Source organism: Methylobacterium guangdongense, from assembly GCF_038442355.1.
In the GTDB taxonomy this organism is placed as follows: Bacteria; Pseudomonadota; Alphaproteobacteria; order Rhizobiales; family Beijerinckiaceae; genus Methylobacterium; species Methylobacterium guangdongense.
The window spans coordinates 42,275-55,713 of the sequence record NZ_JBBXMX010000026.1 but is presented as its reverse complement, the minus strand read 5'-3'; the positions used below and the strand labels follow the sequence as shown (position 1 = coordinate 55,713).

At 70.7% G+C, this 13,439-nt stretch carries 8 protein-coding genes and 1 pseudogene; 4 read left to right on the top strand and 5 right to left on the bottom strand.

Annotation, left to right across the window (positions count from 1 at the left end; translation table 11 throughout):
* The 4 genes from AAHG09_RS28085 to AAHG09_RS28070 form a co-directional block, all read left to right on the top strand.
* Window positions 1–902 (top strand): glycosyltransferase family protein (locus AAHG09_RS28085; protein WP_459558972.1); only part of this gene is annotated, 902 nt, incomplete at its 5' end.
* A gap of 95 nt (window positions 903–997) precedes the next feature.
* Window positions 998–2,374, top strand: coding sequence for a discoidin domain-containing protein (locus AAHG09_RS28080; protein ID WP_342110992.1), 1,377 nt, complete (start codon window positions 998–1,000; stop codon window positions 2,372–2,374).
* Between the two features lie 88 nt (window positions 2,375–2,462).
* Window positions 2,463–3,728: a hypothetical protein gene (locus tag AAHG09_RS28075; protein ID WP_342110991.1), complete on the top strand. Its 1,266-nt coding sequence runs from the start codon at window positions 2,463–2,465 to the stop codon at window positions 3,726–3,728.
* A gap of 9 nt (window positions 3,729–3,737) precedes the next feature.
* Window positions 3,738–5,411, top strand: coding sequence for a GDSL-type esterase/lipase family protein (locus AAHG09_RS28070; RefSeq protein WP_342110990.1), 1,674 nt, complete (start codon window positions 3,738–3,740; stop codon window positions 5,409–5,411).
* On the opposite strand, the gene AAHG09_RS28065 is transcribed toward AAHG09_RS28070, so the two are convergent.
* The 5 genes and pseudogenes from AAHG09_RS28065 to AAHG09_RS28045 form a co-directional block, all read right to left on the bottom strand.
* Window positions 5,374–7,758: a glycosyltransferase family 2 protein gene (locus tag AAHG09_RS28065; RefSeq protein WP_342110989.1), complete on the bottom strand. Its 2,385-nt coding sequence runs from the start codon at window positions 7,756–7,758 to the stop codon at window positions 5,374–5,376. The two genes, AAHG09_RS28070 and AAHG09_RS28065, sit on opposite strands and share 38 nt — an antisense overlap.
* 62 nt (window positions 7,759–7,820) lie before the next feature.
* Window positions 7,821–8,279: a hypothetical protein gene (locus AAHG09_RS28060; protein ID WP_342110988.1), complete on the bottom strand. Its 459-nt coding sequence runs from the start codon at window positions 8,277–8,279 to the stop codon at window positions 7,821–7,823.
* Between the two features lie 564 nt (window positions 8,280–8,843).
* Window positions 8,844–9,482, bottom strand: a pseudogene (locus AAHG09_RS28055) (DedA family protein); the annotation flags it as partial.
* A 93-nt stretch (window positions 9,483–9,575) separates the two neighbouring features.
* The gene (locus AAHG09_RS28050) at window positions 9,576–10,571 is read right to left on the bottom strand and encodes an NAD-dependent epimerase/dehydratase family protein (protein ID WP_342110986.1); all 996 of its coding nucleotides are present in this window, start codon (window positions 10,569–10,571) and stop codon (window positions 9,576–9,578) included.
* Between the two features lie 7 nt (window positions 10,572–10,578).
* Complete coding sequence (locus tag AAHG09_RS28045; protein WP_342110984.1) at window positions 10,579–13,251, bottom strand: glycosyltransferase family 61 protein; 2,673 nt, start codon at window positions 13,249–13,251, stop codon at window positions 10,579–10,581.
* Between the last annotated feature and the right edge of the window lie 188 nt (window positions 13,252–13,439).

Here is a 13,439-nt window from a genome sequence, read left to right as displayed (position 1 = left end):
TGGTGGCGGGCTCGCGGTTTCCCTACGCCTGGACGCTGCACGACTACTCGCCGGTGTGCCACCGCAACCACCTCGTGCAGCCGGACGGGCGCTATTGCGGTCTGGCGGCGGTGTCCGAGTGCCGGGGGTGTCTGGCGCGGGACGCGGACGGGTTCGAGGAGCCGGATCCGGGGGAGCGGCGGGCGACGTTCGGGCGGTTCCTGGGGGGTGCGGCGCGGGTGTTTGCGCCGTCCAGCGACACGGCGGGTCGGATCGCGGGGGTGTACCGGGATCTGGCGATCACGGTGCGGCCGCACGCCGAGCCGGAGCGGGCGGTGCGCGCCACGGCGCTGCACCGGCCGGGGCGGATCCGGCGCGTCGCGGTTCTCGGGGCGATCAGCGCCACGAAGGGCGGGCTGGTGCTGCAGGCCCTGGCGACCGATGCGCAGACCCGCGACCTGCCATTGCGCTTTGCCCTGGTGGGCTTCTGCGATCCGGCGCTGGAGGATGGCCTGGAACGCGCCGGCGTGACGCGGACCGGCCGCTATGCGAGCGACAACGAGGCGCTGGATCTCGTCTGGCGCGTCTCGGCGGACCTGATCCTGCTGCCGGCGATCTGGCCGGAGACGTATTCGTACGCGCTGACGCTGGCGTTGCGCACCGGCCTGCCGGTGGCGGCCTTCGACCTCGGCGCCCCGGCCGACCGGCTGCGCGCCGAGCCGGACGGCCACCTCCTGCCCTACGCCCTGGCCGACGACCCGTCCGCCTGCAACGACCGCCTGCTGGCGATCCCGTTCCCGAAGCCGGGTCACGGGCGCACCACCATCGAGGCCGCCTCATACGACGACCTGATGGCCGGCTATTACGGCCTCGCCCCGGGGAAGGCCGGGGCAGGACTCCGCTCCGGCGAGGATGCCGCCTGAACGCCGCTGCCCGGGGGCCTGCATCCCGGCTGGCATCCGAATCCGGCGCGGTGCGACCCCGTTGGAGCCCGAACGAGATACGGTATACGACCCCCATGTCCGAGCGTCACAGCAACCATCCCGATCTCGTCGAGGTCGCCCAGGACCGGCCGTTATCCGTCGTCGACCAGGGCGATGCCGCGGGTCGGCTCCAGATCGACCTCGGCCTGCGCTTCCCCATTCACGCCATCGCGGTCAGTTCGCCGGACGGGGGCGTCTCGCTCGGCGGCGAGGGGGCGGTCAGCGTCTCCGACGACGGCCGGACCTGGACGTTCCCCGAGACCGCCTCATCCCCGGATGGCGAAGCGGCGCCGTCAAAGATCCTGATCCCGCCGGGGCCGGCGAGCTGGGCCCGCTACATCCGCGTCCCGGCCCTGCCGGGGCGAACGGCGGATGAACACCGGGTGCGGGTCTGGAGCGCGCGCGCCGCCGTCGACCTGATGGTCATGCGCAAGCTCTGGAACGTCGAGTTCTCCATCCTCACCGAGGATCCCGAGATCGACGTCTACCGGGCCTACCGTCTGCTCGGCAGCCCCAATCAGGCGGGCCTCTCCCTCGTCGGCATCGATCTCTACGAGAACGGCGCCTTCGGGAATTTCATTATCCAGTGCCTGCTGGCGATCGGCATCTGCCGGGCGCTCAAGCTCAAATACCTCAAGCTGTCGATCATGGACCGCAGCGAGGTCCTCGCCCTGGACCAGCCGCAGGAGATCGGCGGCATCACGTTCATCCCCGCGAACCACCCGCTCCCGGACGACGGGTATTTCCTGTCCGGCATGTTCTTCGACGTGAACATCCAGAAGCTCGCCGGCGACCTCGATCAGGCCGAGTCGCGCCACATCATCACCCAGTACATCCGGCCGCTCTTCGGCCGGCTGCCGGCCCAGTTCACCGAGAAGCCGGACGACCAGCTGCTGATCCATATCCGCTCGGGCGACATCTTCAGCACCTGGGTGGCGCCGCACTACCCGCAGCCGCCGCTGGCGTTCTACCAGCTCGTGATCCAGCGCCTCCTGCGGGAGAAGCGGATCGGCTCGATCAAGATGGTGTTCGAGAACCGGCTCAACCCCGTCATCGACGTGCTGGAAGCCTACATCACCGGCCTCGGCATCCCGCTGACGACGCAGAGCGGGACGCTCGCGGACGACGTGGCGGCGCTGGCCAACGGCCGCTACCTCGTGTTCGGCCTCGGCACGTTCGGGCCCGGCGTGTGCCACCTGTCCGACCACGTCGAGCAGGTCTTCTACTTCGCGTCCGGCTGGCCGCAGCATTTCCGGGGCATTCCGACGATCGGCCGCCTCACCGAGGTCATCGACACGGCGGGCGGATACACGAAGGTCGGGGAATGGGATAATTCCCCCGCACGCCGCCAGCTGATGATCGACTACCCGATCGAGAACCTCGCCTTCGACGAGTCCGGCGCCGCGTCGTAGGCGGCCCGAAGCGATCGGGACTTGCGCCGCCGGGCCGATCGGCGGGACATCAGCGACCCGCGTCGGGTCACGGCGCCGGAGGATGCACTTGGCCAGCACAGATCCGTCATCCACGTCCCTGCACGTCAACGCTTATCCGATGCACCGGGCGGAGGTGCTGATGCGGCTGCGGCGACCGCTCCGGGGGCGCCACACGACCCTCGTCAGCTTCGCCGCCAAGTATCACTACGTGGAGACCCAGCGCCGGCTGGCCGCCGCGGCGGCGGCCACAGGGGACTTCGACACGATCGAGAGCTGGTCGCCCGACCGCCTGCGCGAGACGCCGTACTACCGGGCGCACCGGGAGATCCTCGACCGGTCCCGGGGTGCCGGGAACTGGGCCTGGAAGCCCTACATCATCGCGGAGGCCCTGGAGCGGCGGCGCGACGGCGACTTCATCGTCTTCACCGATACCGGGATGCAGGCGATCGGCGACGATCCGATGCCGCCGGTGGCGCCGCTGCTCACCTGGCTCGCCGGCTCGGAGCGCCGGGTCGCGGTGGGCGTGCTGCACGGGAAACCGCAGCGGGCCTGGACCAAGCGCGACTGCTTCGTGCTCATGGCGTGCGATTCGGAGCGCTACTGGGAGGCCGACCAGATCCAGGCCACCTGGATCGCCTTCATGGTCAGCCCCGCTACCCGCCACCTCGTCGCCGAGTGGCTGCGCTACGCGGGCGACGCGCGGGTCGTCACCGACCTGCCGAACCAGATGGGCCTGCCCGACCTCGACGGCTTCATCGACCACCGCTTCGACCAGAGCATCCTGTCGAACCTGATCTACAAGCTCGACCTGGAGATCGCGCCGCTGCGGCAGCCCTCGAAGCAGATCCGGACGCTGATCGAGGAACTGGAGACCGACACGCTGGTGGCGACGCGGCCCTCCGCCAACATCGCGCTCGGCAAGACCTGGACGGCGAGTTCCGCCTCGCCCTGGTCGGGGACGACCGGGATCTACGGCGAGCGCACCACGGGCGACCCGTCGTTCTTCTTCCACACGGCGCTGGAGCGGACCCCCTGGTTCGTCCTCGATCTCGGCGCGGTCACGCGCGTCTCGGAGATCCGGATCTACAACCGCTGGGGGCAGCTCAGCGAGCGCGCGCAGCTGATGCGAGTCTGGCTCGGCGAGACCGCGGATACGTACCGACTGGTCTTCGACGCCGCGGACGCCCATTGCCATCCCGGCCTGCCCCTGCACCTGCGCTTCGACGGCGCCCAATTCCGCTACCTGAAGATCGATCTCGATGAGGAGCAGCACCTGCACCTCGACGGGATCGAGATTTTTGGCGCCGGCGGTGCCGCAACCGAGAGCGCATGAGCGGCCCTGGTGTCGGATAAGCCTCTGTTCCCCCTCGGGCCGATCCTGTTCTTCGGCGACTCCCTGACCGCGGATCTGACCGCCGAGACGCCAAAGCTGTTCTCCGGGCCCCAGACGGTCGCCCGGGGCATCGCCGGCCAGTCCGCCCGGGACATGGCGCGGCGGCTGCGCTCCGACATCGCCCTCTACGGCGCGAAAGGCCTCCACCTGATCGGCGGCCGGGACGACATCCTCACCCCCGGTCGTGCGGTCTCGCTGGACGGCCTCGTGGCCGACCTCACCGCCATGTTGCGGGACGCGCGCGACCTCCATGTCCGGACCTGGGTCGGCGCGATCCCGCCGGTCGATCCGGCGGCGCCCGCCACGGCCGGGCGCCCGGTCGCGCTCATCGGCGCGGTGAACGCGTGGCTGCGCGCGCACGCCCAGGATTACGGGGCGCTGTTCATCGATTACGAGGCCGTGCTGGCGGGCGAGGCCGGGGCGCTTCGGGCCGCCTTCAGCGACGACGGTCTCCGGCTCAACGCTGCCGGCACCGCGGCGCTCCGGGCGGCCATGATGGCGGCGCTCACCGCCCCGGGCGTCGAGCAGATCTGGGCGCCGCCCGAGACCGAGGACGCCGCGCGCCGGCGCAAGTTCCTGCATCATTTCGGCTATCTCGACTCGAACACGCGCTATCCGAGCCCGTTCATCCAGTTCGCCGGCAAGCCGGGGGCGAGCCATTACGGCGTCCCGTTCGACGCCGACGGCTTCCTCAACGCCACCCCGATCGTGGAGCGCAAGCCCGAGGGCGAGACCCGGATCCTGGTCGTCGGCGACTCGACCACGATCGACGGCGGCGACATCGCCAACACTTTGCCGGGCCGGATCGAGCGGATCCTCCGGGCCGACGGGCTGGGGCAGGCAAAAGTCTACAATTTCGGGGTGATGTCGAGCTGCCTGACCCAGATGACGCATCTGATCTGGTCGCGCCTCGTCACCTACAGCCCCGACGCCATCGTGGTACTCAGCGGCAGCACCGACCTGTTCCAGCCCTGGACCTACGATCCCCGGCCCGGCCACCCCTACAACGCCTTCATCACCCAGCGGCTCTACGACCACTTCTTCGACACGCACGACCCCCGCGCGCGGGAGGACGGCCTGTCGTACGACGCGCTGGTCACGCTGATCTACGAGGAGCTGAAGCGGCTGCGCGCGGAGGTGGGCTGGCAGAGCCCGGGCTGGGAGGACGCCATCGTCCACCAGTACGAACGCGCCGCGCACCGGCTGACCAAGCTGTCGCACGATCACGCGGTGCCGATCGTGAGCGTCCTGCAGCCCACGGTCCTGCGCAAGCGCCACCTGACGGAGGTCGAGCGCGGCGTCGCCTCGGGGGCGTTCCTGGCCTATCTCGACCGGCAATACGCCAAGCTGGAGGCGTTCACGGCCGCGCTCGCGGCGCGGCGCCCGTACCGGCGGACCTTCACGGCCCTCGACTACAGCGGGATCTTTCGCGACCGGGAGGAGGGGACCTTCTACGACATCGTCCACTACGACGATCCCGCCCGGGAGATCGTGGCGACGCGTCTGGCGGGTGAGATCCGCGGCGCCCTGGAGCGCGCCCGGGCGCGGACGCCCCTGGAGCGTGCGCGCCGTTTCCTCGGCCGCCTCAGCCCCGCTCGGCCGCCCGCTTCACCCGGTGGGTGAAGATCACCGACAGCCACGGCACCACCGCATGCTCGACCTCGATCGAGAGCAGCACTTCGAGGTGGAGCGCGTAGGGCAGGGTGAAGCGGAAGCCGCAGCGGGCCTCGTCCATGGTGGTCGGCATGTCGCCGAGCACTGCCGCGATCACGTCCGGCCGGTGGACGTCCACGGGGATGCGCTGGACCTCGCCGTCGATTTCCGCGACCAGCGTCGCCCTGGCCCGGCTCGCCGAGACGACCCAGCCGGACAGCACCACCTGCCCGTCCTGGATCTCGGCCCAGACCCGGTCCTGGGGGGCTTCGAGATTGGCGCGGGCGAAGGAATCCGGCAGTTCCCCGTCGAGCTCGGCCACGGTGCAGCCGACCTCGTATTTCTCGAAGCCGCGCCCCTCGCCGAAGATGCCGGCGAACTGCTTCTGATACTGGGCGATCCGGGCGTTCTTGATGTCCTCGGGCAGGCCCGACCACTGGCCCTTCTCCTGGACCGTGTAGACCGACAGGATCTCGCGCAGGAACGCGATCCGGCCCTTGTCGGCGACGTAGAGGTTCATCAGCCAGTCGGCGGCCGCCGCGTTCTCGTAATAGGCCTCCGGCACCCGGCGCAGGGCCTCGGCGCGGTAGAAGCAGCAGGAGAAGTTGGCGGTCAGTGGTGAATTGGCCAGGACCGGGAAGCTGATCGTGCCGGTCGGATAGCGGCCCTGCTCGTCGTGCGGCAGGTAGGAGCCGGTCGCCGGGTAGTGGAGCAGCACCCAGTTGAAGCACATGTCGAGCTTGCGGTCGGTGCGCAGCATCCGCATTTGGAGGGCGATCTTGCGGTCCGACAGCCAGTAATCGTCGGCCTCGCAGAAGGCGATGTAGCGGCCCGTGCAGGCCGAGAGGCAATCCTGCATGTTGCGCAGCATGCCGAGATTCTGTGGCCGGGGCTGGACCGCGATCCGCTCCGGGTCGCGCGCCCGGTAGGTTTCGACGATTCCCGCCGTCCCGTCGGTCGACTTGTCGTCGCCGATCACCACCTGCATCCGGAACAGGCCGCGCTGCCGCAGGATCGCGTCGAGGCAGCGGCCGATATCGGCGGCGTGGTTGTAGGCCGTCACGATGACGCTGACGCTGAGCTGCTCCAACAGCCACGCGCGCAGGGCCTCCGGCTCGCCGGAGAGGTCGTCCGGCGCGTCGAGGCCCATATCGCTCAGGGCATCCCGGGCGATGTCGGGATTGGCCGCGATCAGCCGCCCGAGGCTCGGGACGTCCTCCTCGTCGAGATAGGCCTCGGCCAGCCGGCGGAAGATCGCCTTCTGCGACGCCGCGTAGCCCGACGCGTAGCGGCCGCCGAAATGCCCGCGCAGCTTGCGGAAGAACGCGATCTCGGCATTGCCGAGCTTCTTGTGGCGGGCGAGTTCGGTGGCGTAGGTCGCCCACATGCCGGCGGCATGCTTGCGGTAGACCGCCATCACCTCGGGCAGGAAGCCGATGCGCCCCACCTCGGCGTGCATCAGGTGGACGTACCAGTCGCCGGGGGCGATGCCCTCGTCGAAGACGAACGCCTCGGCGCCGTGATAGCGCCAGCGGTAGAGCACGCTGTTGGTCTGGACGAAGTTGTGGGCCACGAGGTCGGACAGCGACGGCTGCGGGCTGCACTGCTTCGGGTAGATCTCCTCGACCCCCGGCATGTCCTCGTAGACGACGCGCACCGGATGGAAGCAGAGGGTGAATTCCGGCCGCGCCCGCAGGAAATCGACCTGTTTCTGGAGCTTGCGCGGATCGGTCCAGTAATCGTCGCCCTCGCAGATCGCCACGAACTCACCCCGGGCGCGGGACGTGAGGTCGGCGAAGTTCTTGTTGGGCCCGAGATTTTCGGTGCGCAGGACCGCCACGAGGTTGGAATGGCGCGCGGCGTAATCGGCGATGATCTCGGCGGTGCCGTCGCTCGACCGGTCGTCGCCGACCAGCAGCTCGAACGGGAAATCCGTCGCCTGCCCGAGGATGCTCTCCAGGGTTTGCCGGATGAACGACGCTTGGTTGTAGGTGATGCACAGGACGGAGACGACCGGCCGGTTCCAGGCCGGCGCGGGCTGCGTCTCGGCCCGCGCCTGGACCCAGGCCGCGAACGGATTGACGAAGCTCCCGTCGAAGGTCTCGTCCGGCGGCGCCGTGAAGTCGGCCCGGGGCTGGCGCCCGAGCCGGGCCCCGTACTTCACGTAATGTTCGAGGGGCGACAGGTCGGTCAGGCCGACTTCGGGATAGCGCGTCGCGTACCAGATGTGGTCGAACAGGCCGCTCGCGTAGATCGTCGCGAAATCGTCCTGCCACGGCTCGAGCGCGGGTGCGGCGTCTCCTGCCCCGTCCTGCATCAGTCAGATCCCTCGCAGATCGCTCGAACGCGCATCAGCGCGCCGCTTCCCACACGGCACCCTCAGAGGGTGCTGGGGAGGCGCCCTTCCTCGGAGCCGTGGTTGTAATAGTGCTGCGTCGGGTCCGCGCCGGCATTCGCGACGTCGTCGTTGCACGCGAGGTAGAACTGACGGTCGAACAGGCCTGAGGTCTCGAGCCATTCGAGCATCGTCGCCTCGGGGATGACGGGGGCGCGATCGGGCGTGGCCGCGGCGGCCTCGCGGTAGAGATGCGCGAACCGGGCGATCCGGGCCGCGACCTCCTTGGCGGCGGGGCGGCGCACCGACGAGGCGACGACGCTCGACTGCTCGCCGGGGCGGCGGCGCTGGAGATCGGCCTCGGCGAGGCGGACCAGACGGGCGAGTTCGCCCTGCGCTTCCTTGAGCCGTCCTTGCGTCTCGGCGAGTTCGGCCCGCAGCGCTTCCACGTCCTCGCCCAAGGTCGGCTCCGTCTCAGCCACGACGTCCGACGGGGCGTGCACGCACGGTCCTGTACGCAGCCCATGGGCAGGATCGGCCGGAACCGACGCGATGGACCGCCCCTGTCGGGTGAGGCGGGGTGATACGATCGGCCCCCCCGACCGGTCAACCCTGCGCCCGGGGGCCGCCCGACCCGCCAGGGCGCCGAACGAACGCGGATGCGCTCAGGCGGCCAGTCCGACCCCGCCCTCGGTCCCGTCCCCGGCGGTGGCCGACGATCCCGGGTATCGCAGGCGCCAGCCGACGACCGTCAGCAGGACGGCCGGCACGAGGAGGATCAGCAGCAGGCCGACGATGCTGATATGGTCGACCACGCGCCCGTAGAGGCCGCCGGTGGTCCCGTAGTGCCAGGAGGCGAGCGTCATGCCGGCGGCCGAGGCCAGGAGGAAGACGGGGATCCGGAACCAGAGGGGCAGGGCTTCCGGCTGGCGCCGGGCGCGCGTGCCGGTCGGCGCTTGGCCGGTGGTTTGTCCGGTGCCGCGCTGCGCGAGGAGCGTCTCGATCTGCCTCTCGAAATCCGCCTGCGCGGCGCCCTGCGGCGCCGACGGGCCTGCCTGCAGACCCTCGGTGAGCGGACCCGGGATCGCTTCCTCGGCGGCGACCATCAGGCGCGCCTCGTGCCGGCGCATGAACAGCCACAGCGCGACCGCGCCGAGCAGCACGAAGGCCAGCAGCCCGAGGCCGACCGGCCCCATGACGTTCTCGATCGACCGGCCGCAGAGATAGGCGCCGAAGCCCATGATCGACGCCCAGGCGACGCCGCCCAGCGCGTTGAAGGCCATGAAGCGGCGCGCGTCGAGCTTGTTCACGCCCGCCAGCACCGCCGCGTAGGCGCGCAGCATCGCGGTGAAGCGGCCGAAGAACACGATCTTCCCGCCGTGCCGGCGGAACAGGTACTGGCCGAGCTTGAGCCGGCCGTGATCGAGGCCGATCAGGTGCCCCTTGCGCAGGAGCAGCGGCAGGCCCCAGCGGCGACCGACCCAGTAGCCGGCGTTGTCGCCCAGGATGGCGGCAGTCGCGGCGATCGCCACCACGAGGGCGATGTTGATGTTGCCGGTGCTGCCGGCATAAGCGGCCGAGGTCAGCAGGACCGTCTCGCCGGGCAGGGGCAGCCCCGCGCTCTCCAGCGTGATGATGACGAAGATGGCGATGTAGCCGTAATGCGCGATCAGGTCGGTGATCGGCAGATCGTGCAGGAAGGACATGCGGTCTCCTCGCGGATCGGCGCGCGGATCGGATCGCCGCGCTGTCGCCGACAATCGTGGCCACTCCGGGGCGGGCCGGCTTCAGGTCGCGCGTCAGGGACCGGCGGCCTCCGCCAGATAGGCCCGCATCCACGCGATGGTGTCGACGAGCCCCTCGCGCAGCGCGACCCGCGGCCGCCAGCCGAGCTCGGACCGGATCAGGGCCGTATCGAGGACGTTGGCGGGCACGTCCGCGGCCCGGCTCGGCTTGTGCAGGCAGGGCAGGCGGCCGCGCCCGAAGGCCGCCTGGAGTTCGGCGATGATCTGGCTGACGCTCAGGCCCACGCCGCTGCCGACGTTCAGGACCTTGTGCGGCCCGTCGTAGCCCACCGCGGCCAGGAACGCGTCGCTGACGTCGTCGATGTGGAGGAAGTCGCGCACGACCGCGCCGGTGCCCCAGACCTCCAGCGGCTGGTCGGTGAGGACGCGGTGGATGTAGCTCCCGATCAGGCCCTGGTGCTTGGTGCCGAGCTGGAAGCGGCCGTACGGGTTGGCGATCCGGAGGATCTGGTAGTCGATCCCGTGGAGGTGGCGGTACAGGTAGAGCGCCTTCTCGATCATCAGCTTGCTGATGCCGTAGGCCGAGATCGGATCGGTCGGCGCCCGCTCGGGGATCGGGATGGCGCGCGGGATGCCGTAGATCGCGCCGCCGGAGGACGCGAAGACCAGCTTCCGGATCCGGGCCGAGCGGCAGATCTCCAGCAGGTGCAGGGTGGCGATCGGGGTGGCGGCGAGTTCGGCCGACGGATCCCGGTTCGAGCTCTCCGGGATCGACCCGGCGATCAAGTGGAAGACCACGTCCTGACGCTCGACCGCGTTGGCGATGGCGAGGCGGTCGGCGAACTGGCCCGTCACCCGGGCGACGCGCCGGTCGAGCAGTGCGGACTGAGAATGGCTTCGGCTGAAGCAGGTGACCTCGGCCCCCGCCTCCGCGAGGCGGTTGCACAGGTTCAGCCCGAGGAAGCCGCTGCCACCCAGCACGAGGCAGCGCGCGCCAGCCAGGGCCGGGGCGGGATTGAACGGCGGCGTGCCCTGTGGCGTCTCGCTCATGGGCGAATCATGGCCGGTGTTCGACGCCGGGCTGAACCGGTGCGTTGGCCGGCGGGGCGTCCTCCGGCAGAGGATCCGAGCCGGCCGGATCCGCTTCGCGCAGCGCGATCATCCGCTCGACCAGGGCCAGGGCGGAGTCCTGGAGCGCCCGCCGGGTCGGCTCCAGCGGCGCCTTCCCGTAGGCCCGGGCCGCCGCGTAGGCGGCCGCGTAGGCGGCGTCCCAGCCGGCGGCGAGCATCCGCGGACCGGCGGCCTCCAGATCGTCCCGGATGACCGCCCAGGCGGCCTGTTGCGCCGCGTCCCAGGCCGCGGCCCGGACGGCGGCCCCCGTCTGCCGCAGGGTCAGGTTCGCGACCTTCGCGCGCTTGCGCGCCTGCTCCAGATGATCGCACCAGGCGGCGAGATCGGCGCTGTCGGTCAGCGCCGGCCGGTTGGCCAGCGCGTCGCCCTCGACGTTCAGCTTGGCGAGGCGGAACCACGCCGGCAGGTGGGTGCGGACGAGCCAGTCGGCCGCCAGGGCGACCCGCCGGCGCTCCAGGGCCTCCGAGCCGCGGGTACCGACGAGGCGCGGGACGAGGGGGAGGATCAGGGCATCTCGGGCCGCCTGGGGCAGGCCGTCGCTCCAGGTCCGGATGAAGGCCGAGAGGGCAGGGGACGCACAGGCGGGCCGGTCCGAATGGGGCTCGCCGGCAACGTAGGCCACCGCCTCCAGGGCGCAGAGGCCGGATCCCGCCCCCGCGTGCGGCCCGGCCGCCAGCGTCGTGACGCGCGCGAGCCGGTCTGGATCGACGCGGGCGGGCGGGCCCGCCGGAGGGGGCTGAGCCCGCTTTGCATCGCGATCCGGCACCCGGATCGGCCGATCGTCGGCGGCCGGCGGCGGAAATCCGGCTGGAACGCCCGTGGCAACCTCGTTTTCGAGGGCCGCCACCGCGGCCACGACCTTCTCGGGGTCGACGGTGTAGCTCACGTGGAAGGCGTGCACGCCCGGCCGGTGGAGGGTTTGGCCGCGCAGGAACAGGATCCGGGCGCCGCCCACCTCGATGTAGCTGGCATAGCCCCGGAAGTTGAACGCCAGCTCCTCGTGGATCAGGCCCAGGATCCGGCATCCGGGCCGGCAGAACAGGGCGTTGCTCAGGGCCGAGCTCGACGAGCCCACCACCAGGGCGGCCGAATGGAACGCCTCGACCTGTTCGAGGAACGACATCGTCTCCGGGTAGATCACCTCGAAGCCCAGCGGGGTCAGGCGCTCGGCGATCTCCGCCTCGTTGACGAGGGCGCGCTGGCTGAACGCCTTGCGGGAGATGAACAGGCGCCGGTCGGTCCGGTCCGAGAGAACCCCGAGCGCCCGGGCGCTCGCGAGGATCCGTTCGCGGACGGCCGCGAAGATGTCGGCCGGCCAGATCGCATCGTAGACCGGCCGCCCCGGCTTCATCTCGAACGGGAAGAAGGCCGGCGGCGGCGCCATCCCGAGGCGTCGGAAGGCGACGGGCCGGGGCGGCAGCTTGATCACCGGCCGGTCGCGCGTGTCGAGCAGGCGCAGGATCTCCTCGTGCGAGGGGGGCATGTGGTCGTCGATGCAGAGCGGGATCTCGTCCGGGCAGCGCGGATCGTTGTAGCAGAGCATCCGCGGCACATACTCGCAGAACCAGTGCCCGTAATTCCGGCTCTGGAGGCCGAACATCATCAGCCCGGCCTCGACCCGGAACGGCTCCTCGGGCACTTCCACGAGGGCGCGCGTGTCGCCGAAGGCGGCCATCATGATCTGATCGGGATTGACCCCGTCCTGCAGCAGGATGTCGGGCCGGCGCGGATGGGCGGCGAGGTCGTAGATCATCGTGTCGCCCGCGATGACGACGTTGCTGCGCGGGAAAGCGTGGGCTCCGTCCAGAAAGGCGAGGTACTGGGCCGGCATGTCGAGCTCGCCCGGCTCGGAGGTGAGGGCAGGGGGCGGCTCGAAGAAACGCAGCTCGGGCGGCGCGATCCGGCGGCGCGGCCGCAATTCCGTGTAGGCGGCCCCCCCGCCCGCGGCCAGCGCCGCGGCGGTGACGATGTCGTAGGCGCGCAACGGTCCGGAGCCGTAGACGTGGCGCGTCGGCTCGTGCAGCGCGATCGCGTCCGCGTAGCGCCCCTCCGGGAGCAGGGCGTCGATCTGCAGCCGGCGCAGGTTCCGGACCTTGGTGCTCAGGGCGAAGCCGTCCTCGGTGGTGACGCCGTCGTCGCCGCCGTTCAGCTCGTAGGCCAGCCGGTAGGCCTGCACGCAGGTTTCCGGCTCCTGCCCGCATTCGGCGACCCAGCCGAGCCGCAGCAGGGTGGCGAGGCCTTCGCGGATGGCGACGGGGTCGCCGCCTTCGCGCAGAGCGCGGACGACGGCGGTGGCGTCCGCGTAGCGACCCTGTCCGCAGAGACCGCGCAGCCGCGCGTTGACGGCGGCCCCGGTCCAGCGTTCGCGCGCGTCGGGGACGATCGAACCGATCAGGTCGTAGACGTCGGCGACGGCGCCGAGCTGGTCGTCGCCCTCCAGCCGGAACACGAGCGTCTCGAGATGCCGCCGGATCCGGGCGACGTCCATGGCGGCGTGATCCCCGGCGGCGATCCGCGCGTGCAGCCGCGTGAGGACATCCGCGGCGTTGTCGCGATTGATCGTCCGGATCAGGTCGATGAACGTGTCCGCCGGCCTCATGTCGGTTCCACCTAGCTCCGCGCGCCCTCGCCCGCTGGCGCACCCGGTTGCGACGCGCCGATGGCGGCGGTCTACTGGAACGTGGGCGTTGTGACGAGGCATCGATCCGAGGGCCTAGAGCGCTCTCCGCCGAAGTGGATACCGGTTCGGCGCAAGAGAGCGCGTCAAAACGAAGGCCTAGAGCCGTG